General features: G+C 70.5%; 22 protein-coding genes. 10 read left to right on the plus strand and 12 right to left on the minus strand.

The annotated features are described in order from the left end of the window. Positions 1 to 7 precede the first annotated feature (7 nt). The 5 genes from FKO37_RS30505 to FKO37_RS30525 form a co-directional block, all read right to left on the minus strand. Entirely contained in the window at positions 8 to 1,000 is a 993-nt protein-coding gene (locus FKO37_RS30505; RefSeq protein ID WP_238606714.1) for a sugar phosphate isomerase/epimerase, read from the minus strand. Then, the gene (locus FKO37_RS30510) at positions 997 to 2,016 is read right to left on the minus strand and encodes a Gfo/Idh/MocA family protein (protein ID WP_238606715.1); all 1,020 of its coding nucleotides are present in this window, start codon (positions 2,014 to 2,016) and stop codon (positions 997 to 999) included. Before FKO37_RS30510 ends, FKO37_RS30505 begins: the two co-directional genes overlap by 4 nt. A gap of 22 nt (positions 2,017 to 2,038) precedes the next feature. Beyond that, a complete protein-coding gene (locus FKO37_RS30515; RefSeq protein WP_238606716.1) occupies positions 2,039 to 2,383 on the minus strand; it encodes a universal stress protein in 345 nt (114 codons plus the stop codon). 3 nt (positions 2,384 to 2,386) lie between these two features. Continuing rightward, positions 2,387 to 3,829, minus strand: a complete 1,443-nt coding sequence (locus FKO37_RS30520) for a sugar porter family MFS transporter (protein WP_238606717.1) — start codon at positions 3,827 to 3,829, stop codon at positions 2,387 to 2,389. Positions 3,830 to 3,900: 71 nt separating this feature from the next. Then, entirely contained in the window at positions 3,901 to 4,830 is a 930-nt protein-coding gene (locus tag FKO37_RS30525; protein WP_134731703.1) for a TIM barrel protein, read from the minus strand. Between the two features lie 162 nt (positions 4,831 to 4,992). On the opposite strand from FKO37_RS30525, the gene FKO37_RS30530 reads away from it, so the two are divergent. Beyond that, positions 4,993 to 6,048, plus strand: coding sequence for a LacI family DNA-binding transcriptional regulator (locus FKO37_RS30530; protein ID WP_308196552.1), 1,056 nt, complete (start codon positions 4,993 to 4,995; stop codon positions 6,046 to 6,048). Here the strand turns inward: FKO37_RS30530 and FKO37_RS30535 are convergent. After that, positions 6,042 to 6,947, minus strand: coding sequence for a LysR family transcriptional regulator (locus tag FKO37_RS30535; protein ID WP_238606718.1), 906 nt, complete (start codon positions 6,945 to 6,947; stop codon positions 6,042 to 6,044). The two genes, FKO37_RS30530 and FKO37_RS30535, sit on opposite strands and share 7 nt — an antisense overlap. A gap of 90 nt (positions 6,948 to 7,037) precedes the next feature. Here FKO37_RS30535 and FKO37_RS30540 point away from each other — a divergent pair, with 90 nt between their 5' ends. The 6 genes from FKO37_RS30540 to FKO37_RS30565 all read left to right on the plus strand — a co-directional run bounded on the left by FKO37_RS30540 (position 7,038) and on the right by FKO37_RS30565 (position 12,909). Further along, positions 7,038 to 8,369, plus strand: a complete 1,332-nt coding sequence (locus FKO37_RS30540; protein WP_238606719.1) for an aspartate aminotransferase family protein — start codon at positions 7,038 to 7,040, stop codon at positions 8,367 to 8,369. Beyond that, on the plus strand, positions 8,366 to 9,871 hold the full coding sequence (locus tag FKO37_RS30545; RefSeq protein ID WP_238606720.1) for an APC family permease: 1,506 nt from the start codon (positions 8,366 to 8,368) through the stop codon (positions 9,869 to 9,871). The genes FKO37_RS30540 and FKO37_RS30545 overlap by 4 nt, the downstream gene beginning before the upstream one ends. Before the next feature lie 96 nt (positions 9,872 to 9,967). Continuing rightward, positions 9,968 to 10,336: a BlaI/MecI/CopY family transcriptional regulator gene (locus FKO37_RS30550; RefSeq protein ID WP_037814578.1), complete on the plus strand. Its 369-nt coding sequence runs from the start codon at positions 9,968 to 9,970 to the stop codon at positions 10,334 to 10,336. After that, positions 10,333 to 11,271: a M56 family metallopeptidase gene (locus FKO37_RS30555; protein ID WP_051729047.1), complete on the plus strand. Its 939-nt coding sequence runs from the start codon at positions 10,333 to 10,335 to the stop codon at positions 11,269 to 11,271. Before FKO37_RS30550 ends, FKO37_RS30555 begins: the two co-directional genes overlap by 4 nt. Positions 11,272 to 11,359: 88 nt before the next feature. Further along, on the plus strand, positions 11,360 to 12,073 hold the full coding sequence (locus tag FKO37_RS30560; RefSeq protein WP_238606721.1) for a thioredoxin domain-containing protein: 714 nt from the start codon (positions 11,360 to 11,362) through the stop codon (positions 12,071 to 12,073). Next, a complete protein-coding gene (locus FKO37_RS30565; RefSeq protein ID WP_238606722.1) occupies positions 12,070 to 12,909 on the plus strand; it encodes a cytochrome c biogenesis CcdA family protein in 840 nt (279 codons plus the stop codon). Before FKO37_RS30560 ends, FKO37_RS30565 begins: the two co-directional genes overlap by 4 nt. A 10-nt stretch (positions 12,910 to 12,919) precedes the next feature. Here FKO37_RS30565 and FKO37_RS30570 read toward each other — a convergent pair whose 3' ends face one another. Genes FKO37_RS30570 through FKO37_RS30595 form a run of 6 tightly spaced genes read right to left on the minus strand, consistent with a single transcriptional unit; the run spans position 12,920 to position 17,561 of the window. Beyond that, positions 12,920 to 13,963 carry an LLM class flavin-dependent oxidoreductase gene (locus FKO37_RS30570; protein ID WP_043827543.1) on the minus strand — a complete coding sequence of 348 codons (1,044 nt, stop codon included), beginning with the start codon at positions 13,961 to 13,963 and terminating at the stop codon, positions 12,920 to 12,922. Continuing rightward, a complete protein-coding gene (locus FKO37_RS30575; RefSeq protein ID WP_037814481.1) occupies positions 13,960 to 14,172 on the minus strand; it encodes a tautomerase family protein in 213 nt (70 codons plus the stop codon). The genes FKO37_RS30570 and FKO37_RS30575 overlap by 4 nt, the downstream gene beginning before the upstream one ends. Positions 14,173 to 14,174: 2 nt before the next feature. Then, a complete protein-coding gene (locus tag FKO37_RS30580; RefSeq protein WP_238606723.1) occupies positions 14,175 to 15,662 on the minus strand; it encodes an aldehyde dehydrogenase in 1,488 nt (495 codons plus the stop codon). Next, the gene (locus FKO37_RS30585) at positions 15,655 to 16,386 is read right to left on the minus strand and encodes an alpha/beta fold hydrolase (RefSeq protein ID WP_238606724.1); all 732 of its coding nucleotides are present in this window, start codon (positions 16,384 to 16,386) and stop codon (positions 15,655 to 15,657) included. The genes FKO37_RS30580 and FKO37_RS30585 overlap by 8 nt, the downstream gene beginning before the upstream one ends. A 6-nt stretch (positions 16,387 to 16,392) precedes the next feature. Then, the gene (locus FKO37_RS30590; RefSeq protein WP_037814485.1) at positions 16,393 to 16,944 is read right to left on the minus strand and encodes an amino acid synthesis family protein; all 552 of its coding nucleotides are present in this window, start codon (positions 16,942 to 16,944) and stop codon (positions 16,393 to 16,395) included. After that, positions 16,941 to 17,561, minus strand: coding sequence for an amino acid synthesis family protein (locus FKO37_RS30595; protein ID WP_238606725.1), 621 nt, complete (start codon positions 17,559 to 17,561; stop codon positions 16,941 to 16,943). The genes FKO37_RS30590 and FKO37_RS30595 overlap by 4 nt, the downstream gene beginning before the upstream one ends. A gap of 321 nt (positions 17,562 to 17,882) precedes the next feature. Between FKO37_RS30595 and FKO37_RS30600 the strand changes: the two genes are divergently transcribed. The 3 genes from FKO37_RS30600 to FKO37_RS30610 are packed head-to-tail and all read left to right on the plus strand — an operon-like array spanning position 17,883 to position 20,349. After that, on the plus strand, positions 17,883 to 19,358 hold the full coding sequence (locus FKO37_RS30600; RefSeq protein WP_134665994.1) for a cytosine permease: 1,476 nt from the start codon (positions 17,883 to 17,885) through the stop codon (positions 19,356 to 19,358). A gap of 32 nt (positions 19,359 to 19,390) precedes the next feature. Further along, positions 19,391 to 19,819, plus strand: a complete 429-nt coding sequence (locus tag FKO37_RS30605) for an ester cyclase (protein ID WP_134666234.1) — start codon at positions 19,391 to 19,393, stop codon at positions 19,817 to 19,819. 5 nt (positions 19,820 to 19,824) lie between these two features. Continuing rightward, positions 19,825 to 20,349 carry a flavin reductase family protein gene (locus FKO37_RS30610; RefSeq protein WP_238606726.1) on the plus strand — a complete coding sequence of 175 codons (525 nt, stop codon included), beginning with the start codon at positions 19,825 to 19,827 and terminating at the stop codon, positions 20,347 to 20,349. Positions 20,350 to 20,384 lie beyond the last annotated feature (35 nt).

Raw genomic sequence — 20,384 nt, forward strand, 5'->3', positions numbered from 1 at the left:
ATCGGCTTCACAAGTCGCGCGCGGCGGCGTGCAGGTTTTTCGCCGCGAGCGCGAGCCCTTCGGTCTGCGAGTAGGCGGCGTCCTCGTGTTCGATGTTCACCGCGGTTTCCGGGTCGACCTCCCGCAGCGCGCGCAGGAAACCGGTCCAGTAGCCCGTGTCGTGCCCGAGGCCGACCGCGACGAACTTCCACGCCGGGTCCTGCGGCCACGCCGAGCACCAGTAGCCGATCCCGGTCGGGACCTTGCCTTCCTGCGAAGCGGGCACTCGGGTGAACGACGTGTCCAGCACGCCGCGGACGTCCGCCCCGGGGCAGAGCGTCACGTCCTTCGCCGCGGCGTGGAACACCAGCGGGCCCAGCCACCGGATGCAGGCGAGCACGTCCATGCCCTGCCACATCAGGTGCGACGGGTCCAGTTCCGCGCCGAGGTTCGTCGCGCCGGTCTCGTCGACCAGCCGCTTGAGCGTCACCGGCGAGAACGCCAGGTTGTGCGGATGCATCTCGATCGCCACCCGCACGCCGTTTTCCCGGGCCAGCGCGTCGATCTCGTTCCAGAACTCCGCCGCGACGTCCCACTGGTAGTCCAGCACGTCCAGGTACACGCCGTCCCACGGGTTCACCACCCACGACGGGTATTTCGCGTCCGGGTCCGAGCCGGGAGTGCCGGACATCGTCACGACATTCCGCACGCCGAGCAGCCCGGCCAGCCGGATGCTGCGGCGCAGGTCCTCGGCGTGTTTCGGCCCGACGCCCGGCAGCGGGTTGAGCGGGTTCCCGTTGCAGTTCAACGCTGTCAGCTCGATGCCGCGCTCCGCGAACGCCGCCAGGTACTCGCGCCGCGCCGAGGCCGAGGACAGCAGCAGGTCGACCGGGCAGTGCGGGGCCGGGAGGAACCCGCCGCTGTTCACCTCCGCCGAGGTCAATCCGTTGGCCCGCAGCACGTCGAGCGCCTCGGCCAGGGTGTGGTCGTGCAGGCAAGCGGTGTAGGCACCCAGCTTCACCGCGCGTCCCCGGCGTAGAAGGCGGGCCGGTCCTTCATCGTCACCCCGACCACCCGGCCGGTGTGCAAGGCCTCCACCGTCGCGTCGGTTATCACCGTCGCGGCGTAACCGTCCCAAGAGGACGGTCCGGCCGGTTCGCGGCCGGCCGCGAGCGTGTCGATCCATTCCTGAAACTCAACGTCGAACGCCGCGGCGAACCGCTGCTTCCAGTCCTGGAGCACCGCCACCCGGCTCGACCCGGCGGTGCGCACGGCGGGACTCGACGGGTCGGGCAGCCGGACCAGCCCGGCCTCGCCCACCGTCTCGCACTGGATGTCGTAGCCGTACTGGCAGTTCACGAACACCTCGAGGTCGATCCGCACCCCGGCCGCGGTCTCGAACAGCATGATCTGCGGGTCCCGCAGGTGCGGGAACCGGTTCCCCGTCGACCGCGGCGTGAGCACCTGCGCGGACACGATCTCGTCGGACAGCAGCCAGCGCAGCACGTCGATCTCGTGCACGGCGGTGTCCTGCGCGGCCATCTCCGAGTGGTAGCTCTCCGGCACCGTCGCGTTGCGGTGCGCGCAGTGCACCATCAGCGGCGTGCCGATCTCGCCCGCGTCCAGCACGCGTTTCATCTCGCGGTACCCCGCGTCGTAGCGGCGCATGAACCCGACCTGCACGAGCCGGCGGCCGAAGGCCTGCTCGGCCTCGACGATCCGCAGGCAGTCCTCCGCCGTGGTGGCCAGCGGCTTCTCGCAGAACACCGGCTTCCCCGCGGCGATCGCCGCCAGGACGTGCTCCGCGTGCGTCGGCCCCCACGACGTGACGACCACAGCGTCCACATCGGACTGTCCGATCAGGTCAGCTCCGTCGGCCGCTGCCCGGGCACCGACCGCCTCGGCGACCCGCGCAGCCCGTTCGGCGTCGAGGTCGGCCACGGCGACCACCTCGGCTCCGGCGACCACGTCGGTCAGCCGCCGGACGTGGTCCTGCCCGATCATCCCGGCCCCGATCACTCCCACGCGTACGGTCACGGCGGGTTCTCCCTTCACCTCTTCAGTATTCGGCTGTCTTCACAGCCAGGACAGGCACCTCCGCGCCGAGCAGCAGCCGCTGCGCGACGCTGCCGAGCACGAGCTTCCCCACCGGCGAACGCCGTTTCATCCCGCTCACCAGCAGGTCGACCTCGCCGGCCCGCTCGGCCAGCAGGTCGAGCACGTGCTCGGCGACGTCCACGCCCGGGCGGCGGTCCAGCACCTCCGCCGCGTCCGGCGCGTCCAGCGGGGTCAGCCGCAGGTTCGCCACCAGCAGCTTCGTCCCGCGCAGCGCGGCTTCCTCGATCCCGCGAGCGAGCGCGAGATCCCCTTCCCGCGAGTCAGTGACCGCGGCGAGCACCGCCATCGTTCAGCCCTCCTTCGCGGCCAGCGCGGGCGCGCCGAACCGGTGGTGCAGCTCGGTTTCCAGTGCTTCCAGCGAGCGGCCGCGGGTCTCCGGGACGACCTTCGCCACGAAGGCGATCGCCGCCAGCCCGAGCAGCACGAACAGGAAGAACGTCATGGAGATGTGCAGCGCGTCGACCAGGATCGGGAACGTCAGGCCGATCGCGAAGTTCGTCAGCCACAGCACCAGGCTCGCGATGCCCATGCCGAGCCCGCGCAGCTTCAGCGGGAAGATCTCCGACAGCATCAGCCAGGTGACCGGCGAGATCGCGCCCTGCTGGAACGCCAGGAACGTGATGGTCAGCGCGAGCACCACGAACGCCCGGCCCTGCCCGGCGGGCAGCAGCAGGGAGAACAGCCCGATCAGCAGCAGCGCCGACGTCGTGCCGATCTGCCCGGCGATCAGCATCGGGCGGCGGTTCACCTTGCCCAGCAGGTAGATACCGGCGAAGGTGGCCAGCACCGAGATCACCCCGTTGGCGATGTTCGCGGTCAGCGCGCTGTTCGCGGAGAACCCGGCGTCGGTGAGGATCTGCGTGCCGTAGTACATGATCGAGTTGACCCCGGTCACCTGCTGCACGACCCCGATCCCGATGCCGACGAGCACCAGCCGCCGGATCCACGGAGTGGCGAGGTCGCGCAGCCCGCCGGTCTGGGACTTCTTGTCCTCCAGCGCGAGCCGGCGCACCTCGTCGAGTTCGGCCGTCGCGCGCTGCTCCGAGCGCACCTGCTTCAACACCGCCAGCGCGTCGGCGAACCGGTCCTTCGACACCAGCCAGCGCGGGCTTTCCGGCATCACCAGCATGCCGAACCACAGCACCACCGCGGGCAGGGTCGCGATCACCAGCATCCAGCGCCACACGCCGTTGCTCTCGCCGAACGCGTTGCCGATGAACGCGTTGAAGGTGAACGCGAGCAGCTGGCCGGACACGATCATCAGCTCGTTCTGGGTGACGAGCCTGCCTCGCCGTTCCGCAGGCGACACTTCGGCGAGATAGGTCGGCACGGTCACCGACGCGCCGCCGACGGCCAGGCCCAGCACGAACCGGCTGAGCACCATCACGGCGGTGACCGGGGCGAGCGTGCAGCCCAGCGTGCCGATCAGGAAGATCGCGGCCAGCACCAGGATCGTGCGCCGCCGTCCCCGCCGGTCGGCCAGCCGCCCGCCGAGGATCGCGCCGAGCGCGGCTCCCAGCAGCAGCGAACTCGTGACCAGCCCTTCGGTGAACGGGGACAGGCCGAGGTCGGCCTTCATGTACGGCAGCGCGCCGTTGATGACCCCGGTGTCGTAGCCGAACAGCAGGCCGCCGAACGTCGCGATGACGGTGACCAGCCGCAGCCGGCGGGAATGCGGGCCCTTCTCCTCAAGCGGTACGGCCGGTGGCGTCGTTGCCCGGACGTGACTCATGCGGTTGCTCCCGGTTCGGTGCGCCAGACCCCACTGGCGCGTGAGTTTCCCCGTGGTTCCCCGGATCGTGTTCAGCCCAGGCGCGGCCGGGCGGTGCCGGCCAGTCCCTGCGCGGCGAGATATTCGCGGGTGCGCACCGCGATCGGCAGCGGGACCTCGGCCGCGCACGGGTAGAGATCCTGTTCCACGATCACGAACAGCTCCGCGTCCAAAGCGGACAGTGCCTCGACGACGGACGCCGGGTCCGGCACGCCCGCGGGCGGCTCGACGCACACGCCTCGTTTGACCGCTTCGCCGAACGACAGCCCTTCGGCGGCCACCTGCGCGAGCACGTCCGCGTCCATCTGCTTGATGTGCACGTAGCCGATGCGTTCGGCGAACCGGCGGATCAGGTCGAGGTTGTCGCCGCCGCCGTAGGCGACGTGCCCGGTGTCCAGGCACAGGTTGGCGTACCGGGAATCGGTCTCGTTCAGGAACCGCTCGATCTCCGGCTGGGTCTGGATGTGGCTGTCCGCGTGCGGATGCAGGACCAGCCGCACGCCGTACTCGTCCAGCAGGATGCGGCCGAGTTCGTTCGCGCGCCCGCCGAGCGAGTTCCACTGCTCCGCGGTGAGCCGCGGTTCTTCGGTGTACGCGCCGGTCTTCTCGTCGCGGTACATCGGCGGGATGAACACGAGATGGTGCGCGCCCGCGGCGGCGGTCAGCTCCGCGACCCGGCGGGCCGTAGCGACCGTCTCGGCCCACTTTTCCGGGCGGTGCAACGCGCCGAACGTGGTGCCGCCGGAGACCTGCAGGCCCCGGGCGGCGGCCTCGTCGGCCAGTTGCCGCGGGTCGGTGGGCAGGTAGCCGTACGGGCCGAGTTCGAACCACCGGTACCCGGCGCTCGCGAGCTCGTCGAGGAAGCGGGTCCAAGGCACCTGCTGCTCGTCTTCGGGGAACCACACGCCCCACGAGTCGGGCGCCGACCCGAGGCACAGGTTCCCGGCGGTGATGCGGGACATCGTCGTCACTTGCGGTCCTCCCGGACGTCGGAGGGAATCTGTCTAGCGCGCTCTACTAGCGCGCTCTAGTGCGAAGAACTATGCTGGCTGTCACACCCGGGTGTCAAGGGCGGGCGGGAAAGCCTGGAAGAATCGCCGGGAACGCCGACGAGAGGAGCGCACGTGCCCGACCGAGTGCCGCCCGGCCCCGCGGACGGCGCGGAACCCGCGGGCAAGCCGCGGCGCCCGACGATGGTCGACGTCGCCGCCAAGGCCGGCGTCTCCCGCGCGCTCGTCTCGCTCGTCTTCCGCGACCAGCCCGGAGCCAGCGAGGCCACCCGGCAGCGGGTGCTGCGCGCCGCCGACGAACTCGGCTACCACCCGGACAACGCGGCGCGGCTGCTCGCCCGGGGCCGCAGCCGCACGCTGGGCGTCGTGCTCACCGTGCACCAGCCGTTCGACGCGGACCTGGTCGAGGGCATCTACCCGGAGGCCGAACGCCTGGGCTATGACGTGCTGCTCTCCGCCAGCGCCCCCGGACGGGACGAAGCCAAGGCGGTGGAAGCCCTGCTGAGCCACCGCTGCGAGGCGGTGATCCTGCTCGGCCCCACGTCCCCGCAGGCCTACCTCGCCGAACTCGGCCGGCGCACGGTCGCGGTGTCAGTCAGCCGGCGCGTCCCCGGCGCACACCTGGACAGCGTCCACACCGCCGACACGGTCGGGGTCCGCCAAGCCATCGACTACCTGGCCGAACTGGGCCACCGCGAAATCGTCCACGTCGACGGCGGCAAGGGCCCGGGAGCCTCGGACCGCCGCCGCGCCTACCGCGGCGCGATGCGCAAGCACAAACTGCCCGCCCGCGTCCTGCCCGGCGAGTACACCGAAGACGCCGGAATGGCCGCCGCCCGGCAGCTGCTGGACGAAGACCGCCTGCCTACCGCGATCCTGGCCGGCAACGACCGCTGCGCCGCGGGCCTGCTGCACGCGTTCGCCCGAGCCGGGCTCGACGTGCCCAAAGACCTGTCGGTGGTCGGCTACGACGACAGCCATCTGTCGCATCTTTCGCACTTCGACCTGACCACCGTCCGCCAGGACGCGAACCGGATCGCCGAACAGGCCGTCCGCCAGGCAGTCGCCCGGCTCGAGGACGAAACCGTCGCGCCGGCCGAGACAGTCCTCGACCCGAAACTGGTCGTCCGCGGCACCACCGGTCCGCCGCCGCTGACGATGGCTCACTGAGGCCGATCGGACAACTCGCGCACAGTCTCCGCCGCGGCCTCCGCGAAGTTCTTCGCGGCTTGCGGCGCGTCCGCGGAACAGGCGACCGCGACCGTGCACTCCGGAAGATCCGAGATCGGCACGAACCGCACTCCCGGACGCGCGTAGAACTGGCTGGCCGAAGCGGGCACGATCGACAAGCCCCGCCCCAACGCGACGGCCTGAAGCTCCGCTTCGAACGTGGCGGCTTCGCAAGCCACCACAGGGGATTCGCCGCGCAGGCCGGTCAGGATCCAGGAATCCCGCCACCGCCCGTCGCCGGGAGCGGCGACGATCGGCTCGCTCAGCAGGCGGGCCACGCCGACCTCCGGCTCCCCGGCGATCGGGTGTCCTTCCGGGACGCACGCGACGCATTTTTCGCGGCGCAGGATTCGCTCGCGCAGGTCGGGCAAATCCAGCGGCGGGCGGACGATCGCGACGTCGGTTTCGCCGGTGTCGAGCCCGCACCGGGGCGCGGAGAAGTCGTACTCCACCAGTTCGACGTCCAGGTCCGGATACCGGCCCGCGAACGCCCGCATGATCGCCGGGACCAGGTCGACGACCGCGCCGATCAGGTACCCGACGCGCAGCGTGCCGACCTCGCCGACCGCCATCCGGCGCGCCAGGACGGCCGCCTGGTCGAACCGGGCCAGCACCGCCCGTGCCTCGGCGAGGAACGTCTCCCCCGCTGAGGTGAGCGCGGTCGCGCGGGTCGTGCGCGCGAACAGGCGGAAGCCCAGCTGCCCTTCGAGCTGGCGGATCGTGTAGCTCAGCGACGGCTGGGAGATCAGCAGCGCCTCGGCGGCCCTCGTGAAGTTCGCCGCCTCGGCCACGGCGACGAACGCGCGCAGGTGCCGCAACTCCACATTCATAGAGAGCATCTATGAAGTCTACTCAATTCCGTCTTTCCGCCGGACCGCCTCGCGTTCTTACGCTCGGGCGGACATCCACCGCGCTGCCAAGGAGAAACCGTGACGAGCACGCTGACGGACACGCCCGACCTGCACCTCCTCGGGCGGGAGGCCCTCCTGCACGAGCCGGCCGGCGGCGACCCGGAGAAGCTGACCCTGGTCCGCGCCCAGGGCTCGCTGGTGTGGGACGACCGCGGCAACGAGTACCTCGACTGCACCGCGCAGGCCTGGTCGAACAACCTCGGCGCCGGCGACGAGCGCGTCATCGAGGCCGCGATCGCGCAGACCCGGGAGCTCACCCACGCCCGCCCCACTTTCCACACCCCGGCGCTGCTCGAGCTGGCCGCGCTCATGGTGTCCATCGCCCCCGGCGACCTCAACCGGGTCGGGTTCACCCTGCACGGGTCGATGGCGGTGGAGATGGCGCTGAAACTCGCCCTGCGCAACCGCCCGGACGCCGAACACGTCGCGGTGCTGCACGACGGGTACCACGGACGGTCGATCGCCACCATGGCAGCCAGCTGGCCGCATCCGGGCAACGCGTTCGCCCGGCTGCAGCCCCGGTTCCTGCGGCTGCCCCGGCCGGACCTGTTCCGCCCCCGGCTCGGCCGGACCGCCGAAGAGGACACCGAACTGACGCTCGCCGTCGTCCGCGACATCCTGGAGAAGGGCGCCGAAGGCCCGGTCGCCGCCCTGATCTACGAACCGATCCAGGGCAACGGCGGGCACAACGAGTTCTCCGCGAGCTGGCACCGGGGCATCCGCGAGCTCTGCGACGAATTCGGGATGCTGCTGATCGTCGACGAGGTGCAGACCGGATTCGGCCGGACCGGGCGGATGTGGGCGAGCGAGCACTACGGCCTCGACCCCGACATCCTCGTGTTCGGCAAGGGCGTCGGCGGCGGCTTCCCGCTCGCCGGGGTCCTCGCCAAGCACGAGCACGCGAAGTTCCTCGCCGGCGACGACCAGCTCACCTTCGGCCAGTTCCCCGTTTCGATCGCCGCCGGGCTCGCGACGGTCAAAGCGATCATCGAGGACGACCTGCCCGCCCGCGCGGCCGAGCACGGTGCCTATGCGACCGAGCGGCTGCGGGAGATGCAGACGCGCCACCCGCTGATCGGCGACGTCCGCTCCCCCGGCCTGATGGTGTCGATCGATTTGGTCCGCGACCGGGCGACCAAGGAACCGGCGCCCGCCGAAGCGCACGAGGTTTTCCTTCGGGCGCAACGCAAGGGAGTGATCTTCGGGGAAAGCCGCTACGCGAACCTGGGCAGCCTGATCAAGATCAAGCCGCCGCTCGACATCAGCCGGGACCAGCTTTCGCACGCTCTCGACGTCCTGAACGACGTGCTCGGCGAGGTCGAACGCGACTACGGGACCGGCGTCCGGTGAACGCGCCGGAACACCCGGGCGCCACCCGGGCCCGCGCCGCACGGGTTTCCGACGACGACGATCTCGCCACGCTCGGCTACCGGCCGCAGCTGCGCCGGACCATGAGCTCGTTCACCGCGTTCGCGCTCGCGTTCTCGATGGTGTCGATCAACACCGGCATCATCACCCTGTTCACCGATCCCTACCAGTACCTCGGCGGTTCGGCGGTCTTCCTGTGGCTGCCGGTGCTGCTGCTGGTCCTCACCCTGGTCGCGGTGTACGCGCACCTGGCCGGGCGGATCCCCATCACCGGCTACGCCTACCAATGGTCGAGCCGGCTGGTCGGCCCGAACTTCGGCTGGTTCACCGGCTGGATCGCGCTGGTCTCGTTCCTCGCCGGCACCGCCGGGACGGCCGCCGCGGTCGGCACCGTGTTCGCGCCGGAAATCTGGACGGACCCGACGCCGCGCCAGGTGCAAGCGCTGTCCATCGGCTGCACCGTCGTGGTCGCGGGGCTGAACATCATCGGGGTCAAGGTCGCGACGCGGATCAACAACATCGGCGCGTCCATCGAACTGATCGGCACCGTCGTCCTCGGCATCGTGCTGGTCGCCGGGCTGCTCGTGTTCTTCGGGCACACCGAAGGCCCCCGGATCCTGACCGACACCCACCCGCTGAGCGGAGGCGCGGCGACCCTCACCGGAATCTCCCTGGCGGCCCTGCTCCCGGTCTACGTGCTCCTCGGCTGGGAAGGAGCCGCCGACCTCGCGGAGGAAACGCTCGACCCCCGCCGCGCCGCCCCGCGCGCGATGTTCCGGGCCGTGCTCGTATCCGGCGTCATCGGCTTCCTGATCTTCGCGCTGCTCGGCATGGCCCTGCCCTCCGACCCCGCGACTTTCTTCGCCAGCGCGGAAAACCCGGTGCTGCGCTTGCTCGCCGTGCATCTCGGGCCGTTCGCCAGGGCGATGATGATCGTGGTCGCTTTCGCCTCGATCTTCGCCTGCCTGATCGCCAACATGGCGGTCGCGACCCGGATGACCTTCGCGCTGTCCCGCGACAACATGCTGCCCGCGTCCCGGGGCCTGCAGAAGGTCGGCAGCCGCAGCCGCGCCCCGGTCCGGGCGATCGTCTTCGTCGCCGCGGTCGCGATCGGCCTCAACCTGCTCAACGGCGGCATCGTCGGCCAGATCTACGCCATGGTCGGCCTGACCTACTACCTGGTCTACGGCCTGACCCTGACCGCGACCGCCATCGCCGCCCGCCGAGGCCGCATCCCCGCTGCCCGGCCCGGCGTCTTCGACCTCGGCCGCTGGCTGAACCCCGTCGTCGTGCTCGGCCTGCTCTGGTGCGCCGCGGTGGTCGCTGCCCTGACGGTGCCGGAGGAGAACCGGCAGAACGCGGTCACTGCCGCGGTCGTGCTGGGGGTCGGGTTCCTGTGGTGGGTCGCGGTGCTGCGTCGTCGACTGAACAACGGGACGGCGGGGCCGCCGAATCCAGAACACGCCATGCCGGAATCCCAGTGATCAGCCGAATCGCCCGCCGGACAGTTGGCGGGCGATTCGCGTCAGCAGGCACCACCGGGAGACACCCGTCCGACCCGGCTGTGGTACATCACTGTGGTGGCTGGTCTAGGTGACTTGGAAAGCCGAATCATGGCGGCGCTGTGGGACTCGGACGTCCCCCAGACCGTCCGTGCGGTCCATTCGACGCTGCGGGCCGAGCGCGATCTCGCCTACACCACCGTCATGACCGTGCTCGACAACCTGCACACCAAAGGCTGGGTCGTCCGGGAACGCGACGGGCGCGCGTGGTCCTACCGTCCTGCCCGCGCGCGGGAGGAAGCCGGGGCGCAGATGCTTCGCGATCTGCTCGACTCGCTGGGTGATCCGCGCGGGGTGCTGATGAGCTTCGCGCGCGACATGAACACCGAGGAATCGCAGTTCCTGCGCCAAGCCCTCGACGAGCCCCGGAAGCCGGAGCGCTCGTGACGCTCGCCGTCGCCTTCCTGCTCGCCTCGGTCGTCATCGCCGCCGGGGCACCCCGTTACCTGCGGCCCGGCAGCACGCCGCGGGTCCATCCCGCCCTGTCGCTGTGCGCGTGGCTGGTCGCCGCCCTCTCGATGATCGCGACCGCCCTGTCGGCGGCCGTGATCCTGCTGAGCCCCGACCCGGCCGTCCCCGACGGAGCGCTCGGGCTCGCCACCGTCTGCTGGCGGGCGATCGGCCACTCCGCGTTCCCGTGGCTCCTGCTGACCCGGCTCCTCACCGGTCTCACTGTGCTGCTGCTCCTCGTCCGGCTCGGCAGCGTGCTGACCGCGGATCTGGTCAGCGGCAGCCGGAACCGCCGCGACCGCGCGAGGACCCTGCGCGCGGTGGCGCGGGTGTCCGGCGACGTCTGGTGGGTGCCTAGCGAACAGCCGCTCGCGTTCTCGATCGGCCGGTTCCGCCGCGGGATCGTCGTCGCCTCGACCGCGGTGGACCGCCTCGACGACGACGTCGCCGAAGCCGTGCTCGCGCATGAACGAGCGCATCTGCGCGGACGGCACCACCTCGCGGTCACCCTCGCCCATTCGATGGCCCGCGCACTGCCGTGGGTTCCGTTGTGCCGAGCCGCCCCGGCCGCGATTTCCGTGCTGTGCGAGCTTTCCGCGGACGCCGCGGCGGTCAACGCGTGCGGTCTTCCCGCCGTCACTGGTGCCCTGCACTCGATGGCACCCGCCCCTGCACCGCCCGGTGTCGTCGGTTTCGGCGCGCACGTACAGGCCAGGGTTTCGTGGCTGACGCGGCCCCGCTCGCCGATGCTGCGGCGCTCCGGGGCGATCTCCCGCGGCCTCGCCGGAACCACTGCGCTCTTGCCGCCGCTGGTGTCCGCCGCGATGGCGGTCGCGTCGCTCACGCTGCTCTGCCTGAGCCGCACCAGCTGACTTCCCGGCCCCGGCTGATCTCCGGTCATCGCTGTCTACTAGGTTCTTAGTAGTCAACTACTATCGACTTAGTAGAGGAGTCGGCGGCATGGCTCGGCGCAACGGCGGAGTTCCCACCCTCGTCCTCGCAGCGGCGCTGGCCGTCGCCGTGCTGGGACTCGTGGTCTTCGCGGTCATTTCCTCGAAGACCGACACGAACGCCTCGCCCGCCTCCGCTGCCCCGGCGGCCAAACCGTCCCTCGGCCCGCTCGGCGAACTCGCGCACCGCAAGCCCGGCGATCCGCTCGCGCTCGGCAAGCCGGACGCGCCGGTGTCCATGGTGATCTTCTCCGACTACCGGTGCCCGTTCTGCGCGAAGTTCAGCAAGGACACCGAACGCACGCTGGCCACACGGTACGTCGACACCGGCAAGCTGCGGATCGAGTGGCGCGACTTCCCCATCTTCGGCGACCAGTCGATGCAAGCGGCGATCGCGGGCCGCGCCGCGGCGCTGCAGGGGAAGTTCTGGGAGTTCAACCACGCTCTCTACGACGCCGCGCCCGAGAAGGGCCACCCGGACCTGCCCCCGGACCGGCTCCTGGAGTTCGCGCGCACCGCCGGGGTTCCCGACCTGGCCCGCTTCCAGCAGGACTCCGCCTCCCCGCAGCTCGCCCAGGAGGTGCGCACGGACCTCGCCGAGGCGTCCGCGCTCGGGGTGTCCAGCACGCCCGCGTTCTCCGTCAACGGCTACCCGGTCCTCGGCGCCCAGCCGACCGAGCTGTTCGAGCAGCAGATCGACCGCGCCCTGGCCGGCGCGTCGTGACCGGCGTCAGCCTGCTCACCGCGTTCCTCGGCGGTCTCCTTTCTCTGGTCAGCCCGTGTGCCGCGCTGCTGCTGCCGTCGTTTTTCGCTTACGCGTTCGGCACAGTCGGCGCGCTGCTTTCGCGCACCGCGGCCTTCCTCGCGGGTCTCATGGTCGTGCTCGTGCCGCTGGGCGCCGGGGTGGCGGCGATCGGGGAACTGCTCACCCGCTATCGCAGCATCGCCACCACCGTGGGCGGCGCGTTGCTGGTTCTGCTCGGGCTGATGACGATCGTCGGCCTCGGATTCGGCAGCACCGCCGCCGGCCGGTTCGCCGGGAAATGGCGAATCTCCAGCCTGGTCTCCGTTTTCGCCCTCGGCACGGTGTACGGCCTCGCCGGATTCTGCTCCGGCCCGCTGCTGGGCGGCATTCTGACCGTCGCCGCGCTCGGCGCGCACCCGGCCTACGGTGCCTTGCTGATGGCCGTCTACGCCGTCGGGATGGCAGCACCGCTGTTCGCGCTGGCCCTGCTGTGGGACCGCCTGCGCCTGTCTTCGCGACGCTGGCTGCGCGGCCGCGAGCTGCGGATCGGCCCGCTGCGCACCCAGTCGACGTCCCTGATCTCCGGCCTGCTGTTCATCGCCATCGGCGTGCTGTTCCTGGCCACCGACGGCACCGCAGCCGTCGGGGCCGCGGTCGGCGTCGACCAGCAATTCGAGGCGCAGCAGACGGTCCAGCGGGTTTTCGGCGCTATACCGGATACCGTGGTGGCGCTGGCCCTGGTCATCATCGTGCTGACGGCGATGTTGGTGCGCCGATCCCTGCGCCAGAAGCGCAACGACCCCGACGGCGCGTGACGGCGAACTGTCAGGAGAAGACCGGCACGACGTCGGAGATGAAGCGGGCGAGGGATTCCTTCTTCTCTTCGTGCGTCATGCTGTTGTCGGTCCAGTAGCTGAACTCGTCGATGCCCAGTGCTTCGTATTCCTTGAGGCGGGCGATGATCTCCTCCGGGGTGCCGATCATCGCGGTGCGGTGCAAGGAATCGAGCGAGAATTCGGGACGATCGGCGAACTTCGATTCCGGGCTCGGCTCGAGGAAACCGTTCTCCGGCACGGCCTTGTTGCCGAACCAGGCGTCGAAGGTGCGGTAGAACCGGGAAATCGCCGCGGCCGCCGGACGCCAGCCGTCGGGGTCGTCGGGCGAGTGCGCGTAGGTGTGGCGCAGCACCATGATCTCCGGCTGCGGGACCTCGGGGTGGTTGCCGACCGCGGTGTCGAACTTCTCCTTGAGCGCGGCCACCTCCTCGTCGCCCTTCATCAGCGGCGTGACCATGACGTTGCAGCCCTGTTCGACCGCGAAGTCGTGCGACGCCGGGTCCCGGGCGGCGACCCACATCGGCGGCGTCGGCTGCTGGACCGGCTTGGGGACGCTGGTCGCGGTCGGGAACTGCCAGATCTCGCCGTCGTGGGCGTAGTCGCCCTGCCAGAGCGCGCGGACCGCGGGCACCAGTTCCCGCAGGTGCTTGCCGCCGTCGGTGGCCTTCAGGCCGGGGGCGAGCCGGTCGAATTCGATCTGGTAGGCGCCGCGGGCGACGCCGACTTCCATGCGGCCGTTGCTGATCACGTCCAGCAGCGCGGTTTCGCCCGCGGCGCGGATCGGGTTCCAGAACGGGGCGATGATGGTGCCCGCGCCGAGCCGGATGGTGCTGGTCTTGGCGGCGAGGTAGGCGAGGACGGGCATCGGGCTGGGCGCGATCGTGTACTCCATCGCGTGGTGCTCGCCGACCCACACGGTGCCGAACCCGCCGGCCTCGGCCATGAGCGCCAGTTCGGCCAGGTTCTCGAACTGCTCGCGGTGGGTGGTCTGCTCGTCCCAGCGTTCCATGTGGACGAAGAGGGAGAACCTCATTGAAACTCCTTCGGTCGGCCGTCGTGCATCTCGGCGATGGTCTGGTTCCCGGTGGCCCAATGGGTCCGGGGGATTTCGCGGACGAGGACGCGGATGTGCTCGGGCCGGGCGCCGACGGTGCTGAGCACCGCCTCGTGCACGGCCGAGATCAGGTCGCGGATCTGCTGTTCGCTCCGGCCCTCGGCGAGGCTGATGTCGATGTTCGGCACGATCAGCCCCGCATCACGAACGGATCGGGCACCGGGCCTTCGTCGGTGTTGATCCAGACGCTCTTGAGGCGGGTGTATTCCTTGATGGTCTCGGTGCCGTGCTCGACGCCGACGCCGCTGGCCTTGAAGCCCTGCCGGGGCGACATCGGCGACATGGCGCGGTAGGTGTTCACCCACACCGTGCCGGCGTCCAGCCGCGCCGCCATCCGGTGCGCGCGGGCGAGATTCGTCGTCCACACGCCCGCGGCGAGCCCGTAGTCGGTGTCGTTCGCCAGCGCCACGACCTCGTCCTCGGTGTCGAACGGCATAATCGCGGCGACCGGGCCGAAGATCTCCTCGCGCACGGCGCGCATTCCATTGTGGACGTCCACGAGCACAGTGGGTTCGTAGAAGCAGCCGCCGAGCCCGCCGTCGGTGGCGCGGCCGCCGGTCAGCACCCGGGCGCCCTCGCTGCGCGCGAGGTCCACATAGGACGCGACCTTGTCGCGCTGGTCCGGGAACGCGAGCGGGCCCAGTTCGGTGTCGTCGGCGAGCGGGTCGCCGATGCGGATGCTGCGGGCTCGTTCGCTGACGCGTTCGAGCAGTTCGTCGTACACGGCGCGGTGGGCGAACACCCGGCTGCCCGCGATGCAGGTCTGCCCGGCGGCGGCGAAAATCCCCGCCACCACGCCGGTCGCCGCGTTCGCGACGTCCGCGTCCTCGAAGACGATGTTCGGCGACTTCCCGCCGAGTTCGAGTGTCGAGCCGATGAACCGGCCCGCCGCGGCGGCGGCGATCCGCGACCCGGTCGCGGTGCTGCCGGTGAACGAGATCTTGGCGAGCCCGGGGTGGTCCACCAGCGGCTGTCCCGCCTCGCCGCCGAACCCGGTCACGACGTTGACCGCTCCGGGCGGGAAGCCCGCCTCGACCGCGAGTTCGGCGAGGCGCAGCACCGTCGCGGACGTGTGCTCGGACGGCTTGATCACGACCGTGTTGCCCGCGCACAGGGCCGGCGCGAGTTTGCTGCCGGTCAGGGTGAGCGGGGAGTTCCACGGCGTGATGGCGCCGACGACGCCCAGCGGCTCGCGGACGGTGTAGTTGAGGACCCGCCGGTCGGACGTCGGGATCACGTCGCCCTGGATCTTGTCCGCGAGCCCGGCGTAGTAGTGGTAGTACTCGGGCAGAGTGGCGAGCTGGCCGCGCATTTCGCGCAGCAGTTTCCCGTTGTCGAGGCTTTCCGAACGGGCGAGTTCTTCGGCGTTCTCGGCGATCAGGTCGCCGAGGCGGCGCAGCAGATGACCGCGCCGGGTCTGGCTCAGCTCCTGCCATTGCGAGTCGTCGAACGCCTTGCGGGCGGCTTCCACCGCGGCGGCGATGTCGCGGTGGTTGCCGCGCGCCGCCTCGTACAGGACTTCGCCGGTGGCCGGGTTGGTGCTCGGGAAATACTCGCCCGAATCCGGCGGCGTCGGCTTGCCGCCGATGAAGTGGTACAGCCGTCGCGGCTCAGACATGGGAGCACCTTCCGATGAATGCGGTCAAACAGGTGACGAGTTCGCGGGGGTTCTGGACGGGAAGCATGTGCCGGGCGCCCGGGATCACCTCCGCCGTGCAGTCCGGGACGGCCTCGGCGAGCCGGCGGGTCATCTCCGGCGTGGAGCCCGGGTCCAGTTCGCCGGTGACCGCGAGCGCCGGAGCCCGGATCTCCCCGAGCCGCGGCCCGATCTCCGCGTCGGCCGTCGCGAACACGCGGTAGCAGCGGGCGAAACTGGCCGGATCATTGGCTTCCAGCGTGGCTTCGGTGGCGCGGATCCGGTCCGCGGACACGTTCGTCCCGTCGAACCACCGGTGCAGCGAGGCGGCCGTGCTCGCTCGCGGGTCGGCCTCCGCCGTGGCCAGGCGCTTCAGCACCGCCGCCCGTTCGGCCTCGGTGCGACGGCAGACCGAACTGACCGAGGTCAGCGTCGCCACGAGTTCCGGGCGGTGCACCGCCAAATGCTGCGCCACGAGCGCGCCGAGCGAGAATCCCACCACGTGCGCGCCGGGCGGGATTTCTCCGGCGACGCCGGCCGCGAGATCGCCCAGCGTCGTGCCCTCGGGTACCGGCGGACGCGAGCCGTGGCCGGGCAGATCGGGCGCGACGATCCGGAACCGGCCGCCGAGCAGTGCGGTCACCGGCTCCCACACGGTGCGCTCGAGGCCCACACCGTGCAGGAGAACCAGCGTCTGCGCGGTCATCGGCGGCTACTGCTCGGTGGTGAGCGGAGCGAGCCGCTGCTGGGGACGTCCCTGCGCGGCGGCGGCGAGGGCCACGACGATCTCGCCGGCGTGCGGCGCGTCGGCGATGCGGACCTCGACCGTCTGGTGATGCGAGCGGATCGTGGCGTCGGTGATGTGCTTGAGCGGGATGTCGAAGACGATCCCCGCCGGCGCGCGCTTCTCGACGGCGGGCAGCAGCGTGGTGGCGTTGGCCGCCTTGCGGAAGTGGTCGCCGAACTTCAAGGTGTGGATGAGCGCCGAGCCGTGCTCGATCTCGCCCTCCAGCCCGACGATGGCGGCCTTGCCGTACGCCTCCGCGGGCCCGCCCAGCGCCTCCATCACCCGGGGGGCGAGCAGGGCGCCGACGTCCGAGGCCGTCGCCTCGATCCCGGGAGCCAGGTCGTCGACGAAACCCTGTCCGTGCCAAGGGTTTTCGATGATCGCGGCGACCACGGCGACCCGCGCGGCCGGCTCCACCGGGCGGCCGCCCTCGGTGAGGGTCTCCTCGACGACGGTGACGATCTTGCGCAGCTTCATGACGGAACGCTCTCCAGTTTCTTCGAGGTGACAGCGGGATCGGTGGTGCGGTCCCCGATGCGGGGATGCGGGCGGGGGCCGGTGGAGGCCGCGGCGACGACGACGATCTCGCCGGGCCCGGGGGCGTCGGAAATCCGCGTGGCGACCGTCTGGTAGTGGCTCCGGGTCGCGGCGTGGGTCTTGTGCCACAACGGAACCACCAGCGTCGTCCCGGCCTCCGCGCGGGTGTCGGCGAAGCAGATGATCGATTCGCCGTCGAGGAACTCGCGCATCAGGTTGCCGAAGTACGGGGTGTGGATCAGCGCGCCGCCGTGCTCGATCTCGCCGGCGTTGCCGACCACCGCGGCCTTCCCGAACGCCTCGACGGCGTCGACCCCGCCCAGCGCGTCCAGCAGCCGGCCGGTCAGCACCCGGGCCAGGACCGGCGCGATCGACACGACCTCCGGCGACAGGTCCCGCGAAGGACTCGTGCCCAGCCACGGATTCCGCAGCACCGCGGCGACGCTCGCCTGCACGGCGGGCCGCGCGGGCGGCGCACCGGCCTCGGCGACCACCTCTTCGCGGTAGACCACGACCTTGCGCAGGCCGATCTCGTCAGCGCTCACTTCCTCTTGCATGCCACAGACCGTAAGTCGGGACGGGTCAGACGTCAAGAGATCGGGTGTGGACCGCACCGGTCCCACTCGTCAAAAGCCCCAGTTCGACGCAGATCGGAAGTACATAACAGCAGATCAAGTGCGGTTTCTCGGCTTGGCCACCAGCCGGGCCGCCGCGTCCTCCCCCGCACTGGCGGCCGCAACCCATTGACATGCAAGCGTGGCCGCGCTTACCTTCTCTTGCATGCCAGGGAAGCGGCCCCGCCGCAGTACCGGCCGATCCGGACGCCCCGTCGTCCGCCTTGTCTCCCGCGCTTCGATCCCCCTGCGAAAGGTGATCCGATGCCCAGCAACGACGCTGCATCCCCGGTACCGGCCGGGGAAGCACCGGACCTGCACTACCGCGACCGGATCGCGGTGGTCGAACCGTACGGAGTGGACGCGATCCCCGACTCCGAACGGCACGGCAAGCCGGTTTCGCAGTTCTTCATCTGGTTCGCGGCCGGCATGAACTTCCCGATCATGGTGCTCGGGTTCGTCGCGTCCGGCTTCGGGCTGTCGCTCACGTCCGCGGTCACCGCGATCATCGGCGGTTCGCTGCTCGGCGCGGTGCTGATGGGCGTCTTCTCCCGGATGGGCGGGCGCCTCGGCGTCGCCCAGCAGATCCAGGCCCGCGGGCCGCTCGGGTTCTTCGGGAACTTCATCCCGGTCGCCTACGTGAACGTCTTCGCGGGCATCGGCTGGGCCGCGGTCACCGTCATCCTCGGCGGCCAGGCGCTCAAGGCGCTCGCCCCGGGCATCCCCTATTGGCTGGGCACGCTCGTGCTGGTCGTGCTGCAGCTGGTCGTGGCCGTGTTCGGCTACAACATGATCCACTATCTCGAGCGGATCCTCGCGGTCGTGCTGTTCTTCGGTTTCGTGATGATCACCGTCGTCTCGGTCAGCCGCGGCTGGACCGGCAGCTTCCAGTCCAACCCGCACGCGTCCGGCTGGATCGGCGGCACCGGCGGCTGGATCACCTTCGCCGGCTACTTCCTGTCGTTCCTGATCGCCTGGTGGCCGTTCGCCTCCGACTACTCCCGCTACCTGCCCGACAGCAACCGCGTCAACCGCGCCACCGGCATCTGGACCTTCGCCGGCAACTTCCTGTCGCTGTCCTGGCTGGGCATCGCGGGCGCGCTGCTGGGCAACTCGGCCGCGTCCGGCGAAAGCCCCATCGAGGCGCTCGACCGGCTCACCGGCCCGTTCCACATCCCGGCGCTGCTGGTCATCCTGATCTCGTCGTTCTCGCAGAACTTCCTGAACGTCTACGGCGGCGCGATCTCGGTGCAGACGCTGCGGATCCCGATCAGCCGCCGCACCGCGGTCACCGCCATCTGCGCGGTCGCCTACGCGATCAGCCTGTGGGCGGACGAAGGTTTCGAGGCGAAGTTCAAGACCTTCCTGTTCCTGGGCGCGTACCTGATCGCCCCGTTCGGCGCGGTGCTGCTGCTCGACTACGCGCTCGGGCACCGGCGCGACCGGTCGCGCATCGCCGAACTCTACGACTCCCGCCGGATCCTGGAATGGGGTTTCGTCGCCTGGGTGGTCGGCGCGGCGGTCTCCGCGCTGTTCTGGAACCTGTCGTTCTACGTGGGCCCCATGGCGAAAGCGCATCCCGAGTGGGGCGACCTGTCGTACTTCGTCGGCTTCGGCGTCGCGGCGATCGTCTTCGTCCTGACCTACCGGCTGCCGCCGTTGTGGCACCGCGAGAAGCCGGTTTTCGACGACCCCGCCGTCAAGGCCGCCGAGGTCAAGAGCACAGCCCGGGCGTCCTGACCGCCCCGCACCAAGAGAAGGGACACATCGTGATGGCCGACAACGACTCCCGGCGCGACCGCATCCGCGCCGCCTGGGAGAGCGCCTGGGACCGCGGCGAGGTCGACGCTCTCGACGACCTGCTCAGCCCCGGCTACCGCCGGATCGAAAGCGGCGGCGCCGAACACGACCGCGACCAGTTCAAAGCCTCCATCGTCTCGACCCGCTCCGCGTTCCCGGACCTGACGACCGTCGTGGACGAGATCGTCGTCGAAGGCGACCGCGCGGCCATCCGCTGGCACAGCACCGGTTCGCACACCGAGTCGTTCCTCGGCGTTCCCGCGACCAACCGGTCCGTCGCGGTCAACGGCGCCACCTTCGCGCGGTTCAGCGAAGACCGCATCTTCGAGGAGACGGTCACCTGGGACCCGCGCGCCCTGCTCACCGCACTCGGCATCGTCGCCGTCGGACAGGACCGGTGACCGCCATGACTTCCACGATCCCGCCGAGGAACACCCCGATGACCTTCCCCGACCCGGACCTGATGAAGCAGGTCAACAGCCGGTTCGTCAGCGGCGTCACCGTCGTGGCCGCGCTCGACGGCGACACCCCGCGCGGGCTCGCCGTCAACGCGTTCTCCAGCATCTCGCTCGACCCGCCGACGGTGATGGTCGCCGTCCAGCACACGTCCTCCACGCACGACTGCCTGTACCGGACCGGGCACCTGGCGATCAACATCCTGTCCGCCGGGCAGCTCGACGTCGTCAACACGTTCGCAACGAAATCCGCCGACAAGTTCGCGGGCCTGGACTGGACGCCGGGCCCGCACGGCAGCCCGCTGCTGGAGGGCAGCGCCGCGCGGATGGAGGTCGAGATCCGCGAGCGGCTGCTGGCCAGCACGCACACGGTGTTCATCTGCCGGGTCGTCCACGCGGAGGCCGCCGACATCCCGTCGATGGTGTACAGCGCAGGTAGGTTCTTCGACGGAAGCGCCCTCGATCCGCTGGCCTAGGCCGGCAGCGGAACGCGGGGCAGGCGAAGGGAGAC

Source organism: Amycolatopsis sp. Poz14 (assembly GCF_006704225.1).
Lineage (GTDB): Bacteria > Actinomycetota > Actinomycetes > Mycobacteriales > Pseudonocardiaceae > Amycolatopsis > Amycolatopsis nivea.

Coding starts and splice junctions, on each gene's coding strand:
- FKO37_RS30515 (WP_238606716.1), bottom strand. CDS start 2,383: ATGGCGGTGCTCGCCGCGGTCACTGACTCGCGGGAAGGGGATCTCGCG.
- FKO37_RS30520 (WP_238606717.1), bottom strand. CDS start 3,829: ATGAGTCACGTCCGGGCAACGACGCCACCGGCCGTACCGCTTGAGGAG.
- FKO37_RS30525 (WP_134731703.1), bottom strand. CDS start 4,830: ATGTCCCGCATCACCGCCGGGAACCTGTGCCTCGGGTCGGCGCCCGAC.
- FKO37_RS30535 (WP_238606718.1), bottom strand. CDS start 6,947: ATGCTCTCTATGAATGTGGAGTTGCGGCACCTGCGCGCGTTCGTCGCC.
- FKO37_RS30560 (WP_238606721.1), top strand. CDS start 11,360: ATGGCTCGGCGCAACGGCGGAGTTCCCACCCTCGTCCTCGCAGCGGCG.
- FKO37_RS30570 (WP_043827543.1), bottom strand. CDS start 13,963: ATGAGGTTCTCCCTCTTCGTCCACATGGAACGCTGGGACGAGCAGACC.
- FKO37_RS30580 (WP_238606723.1), bottom strand. CDS start 15,662: ATGTCTGAGCCGCGACGGCTGTACCACTTCATCGGCGGCAAGCCGACG.
- FKO37_RS30585 (WP_238606724.1), bottom strand. CDS start 16,386: ATGACCGCGCAGACGCTGGTTCTCCTGCACGGTGTGGGCCTCGAGCGC.
- FKO37_RS30590 (WP_037814485.1), bottom strand. CDS start 16,944: ATGAAGCTGCGCAAGATCGTCACCGTCGTCGAGGAGACCCTCACCGAG.
- FKO37_RS30595 (WP_238606725.1), bottom strand. CDS start 17,561: ATGCAAGAGGAAGTGAGCGCTGACGAGATCGGCCTGCGCAAGGTCGTG.
- FKO37_RS30600 (WP_134665994.1), top strand. CDS start 17,883: ATGCCCAGCAACGACGCTGCATCCCCGGTACCGGCCGGGGAAGCACCG.
- FKO37_RS30605 (WP_134666234.1), top strand. CDS start 19,391: ATGGCCGACAACGACTCCCGGCGCGACCGCATCCGCGCCGCCTGGGAG.
- FKO37_RS30610 (WP_238606726.1), top strand. CDS start 19,825: ATGACTTCCACGATCCCGCCGAGGAACACCCCGATGACCTTCCCCGAC.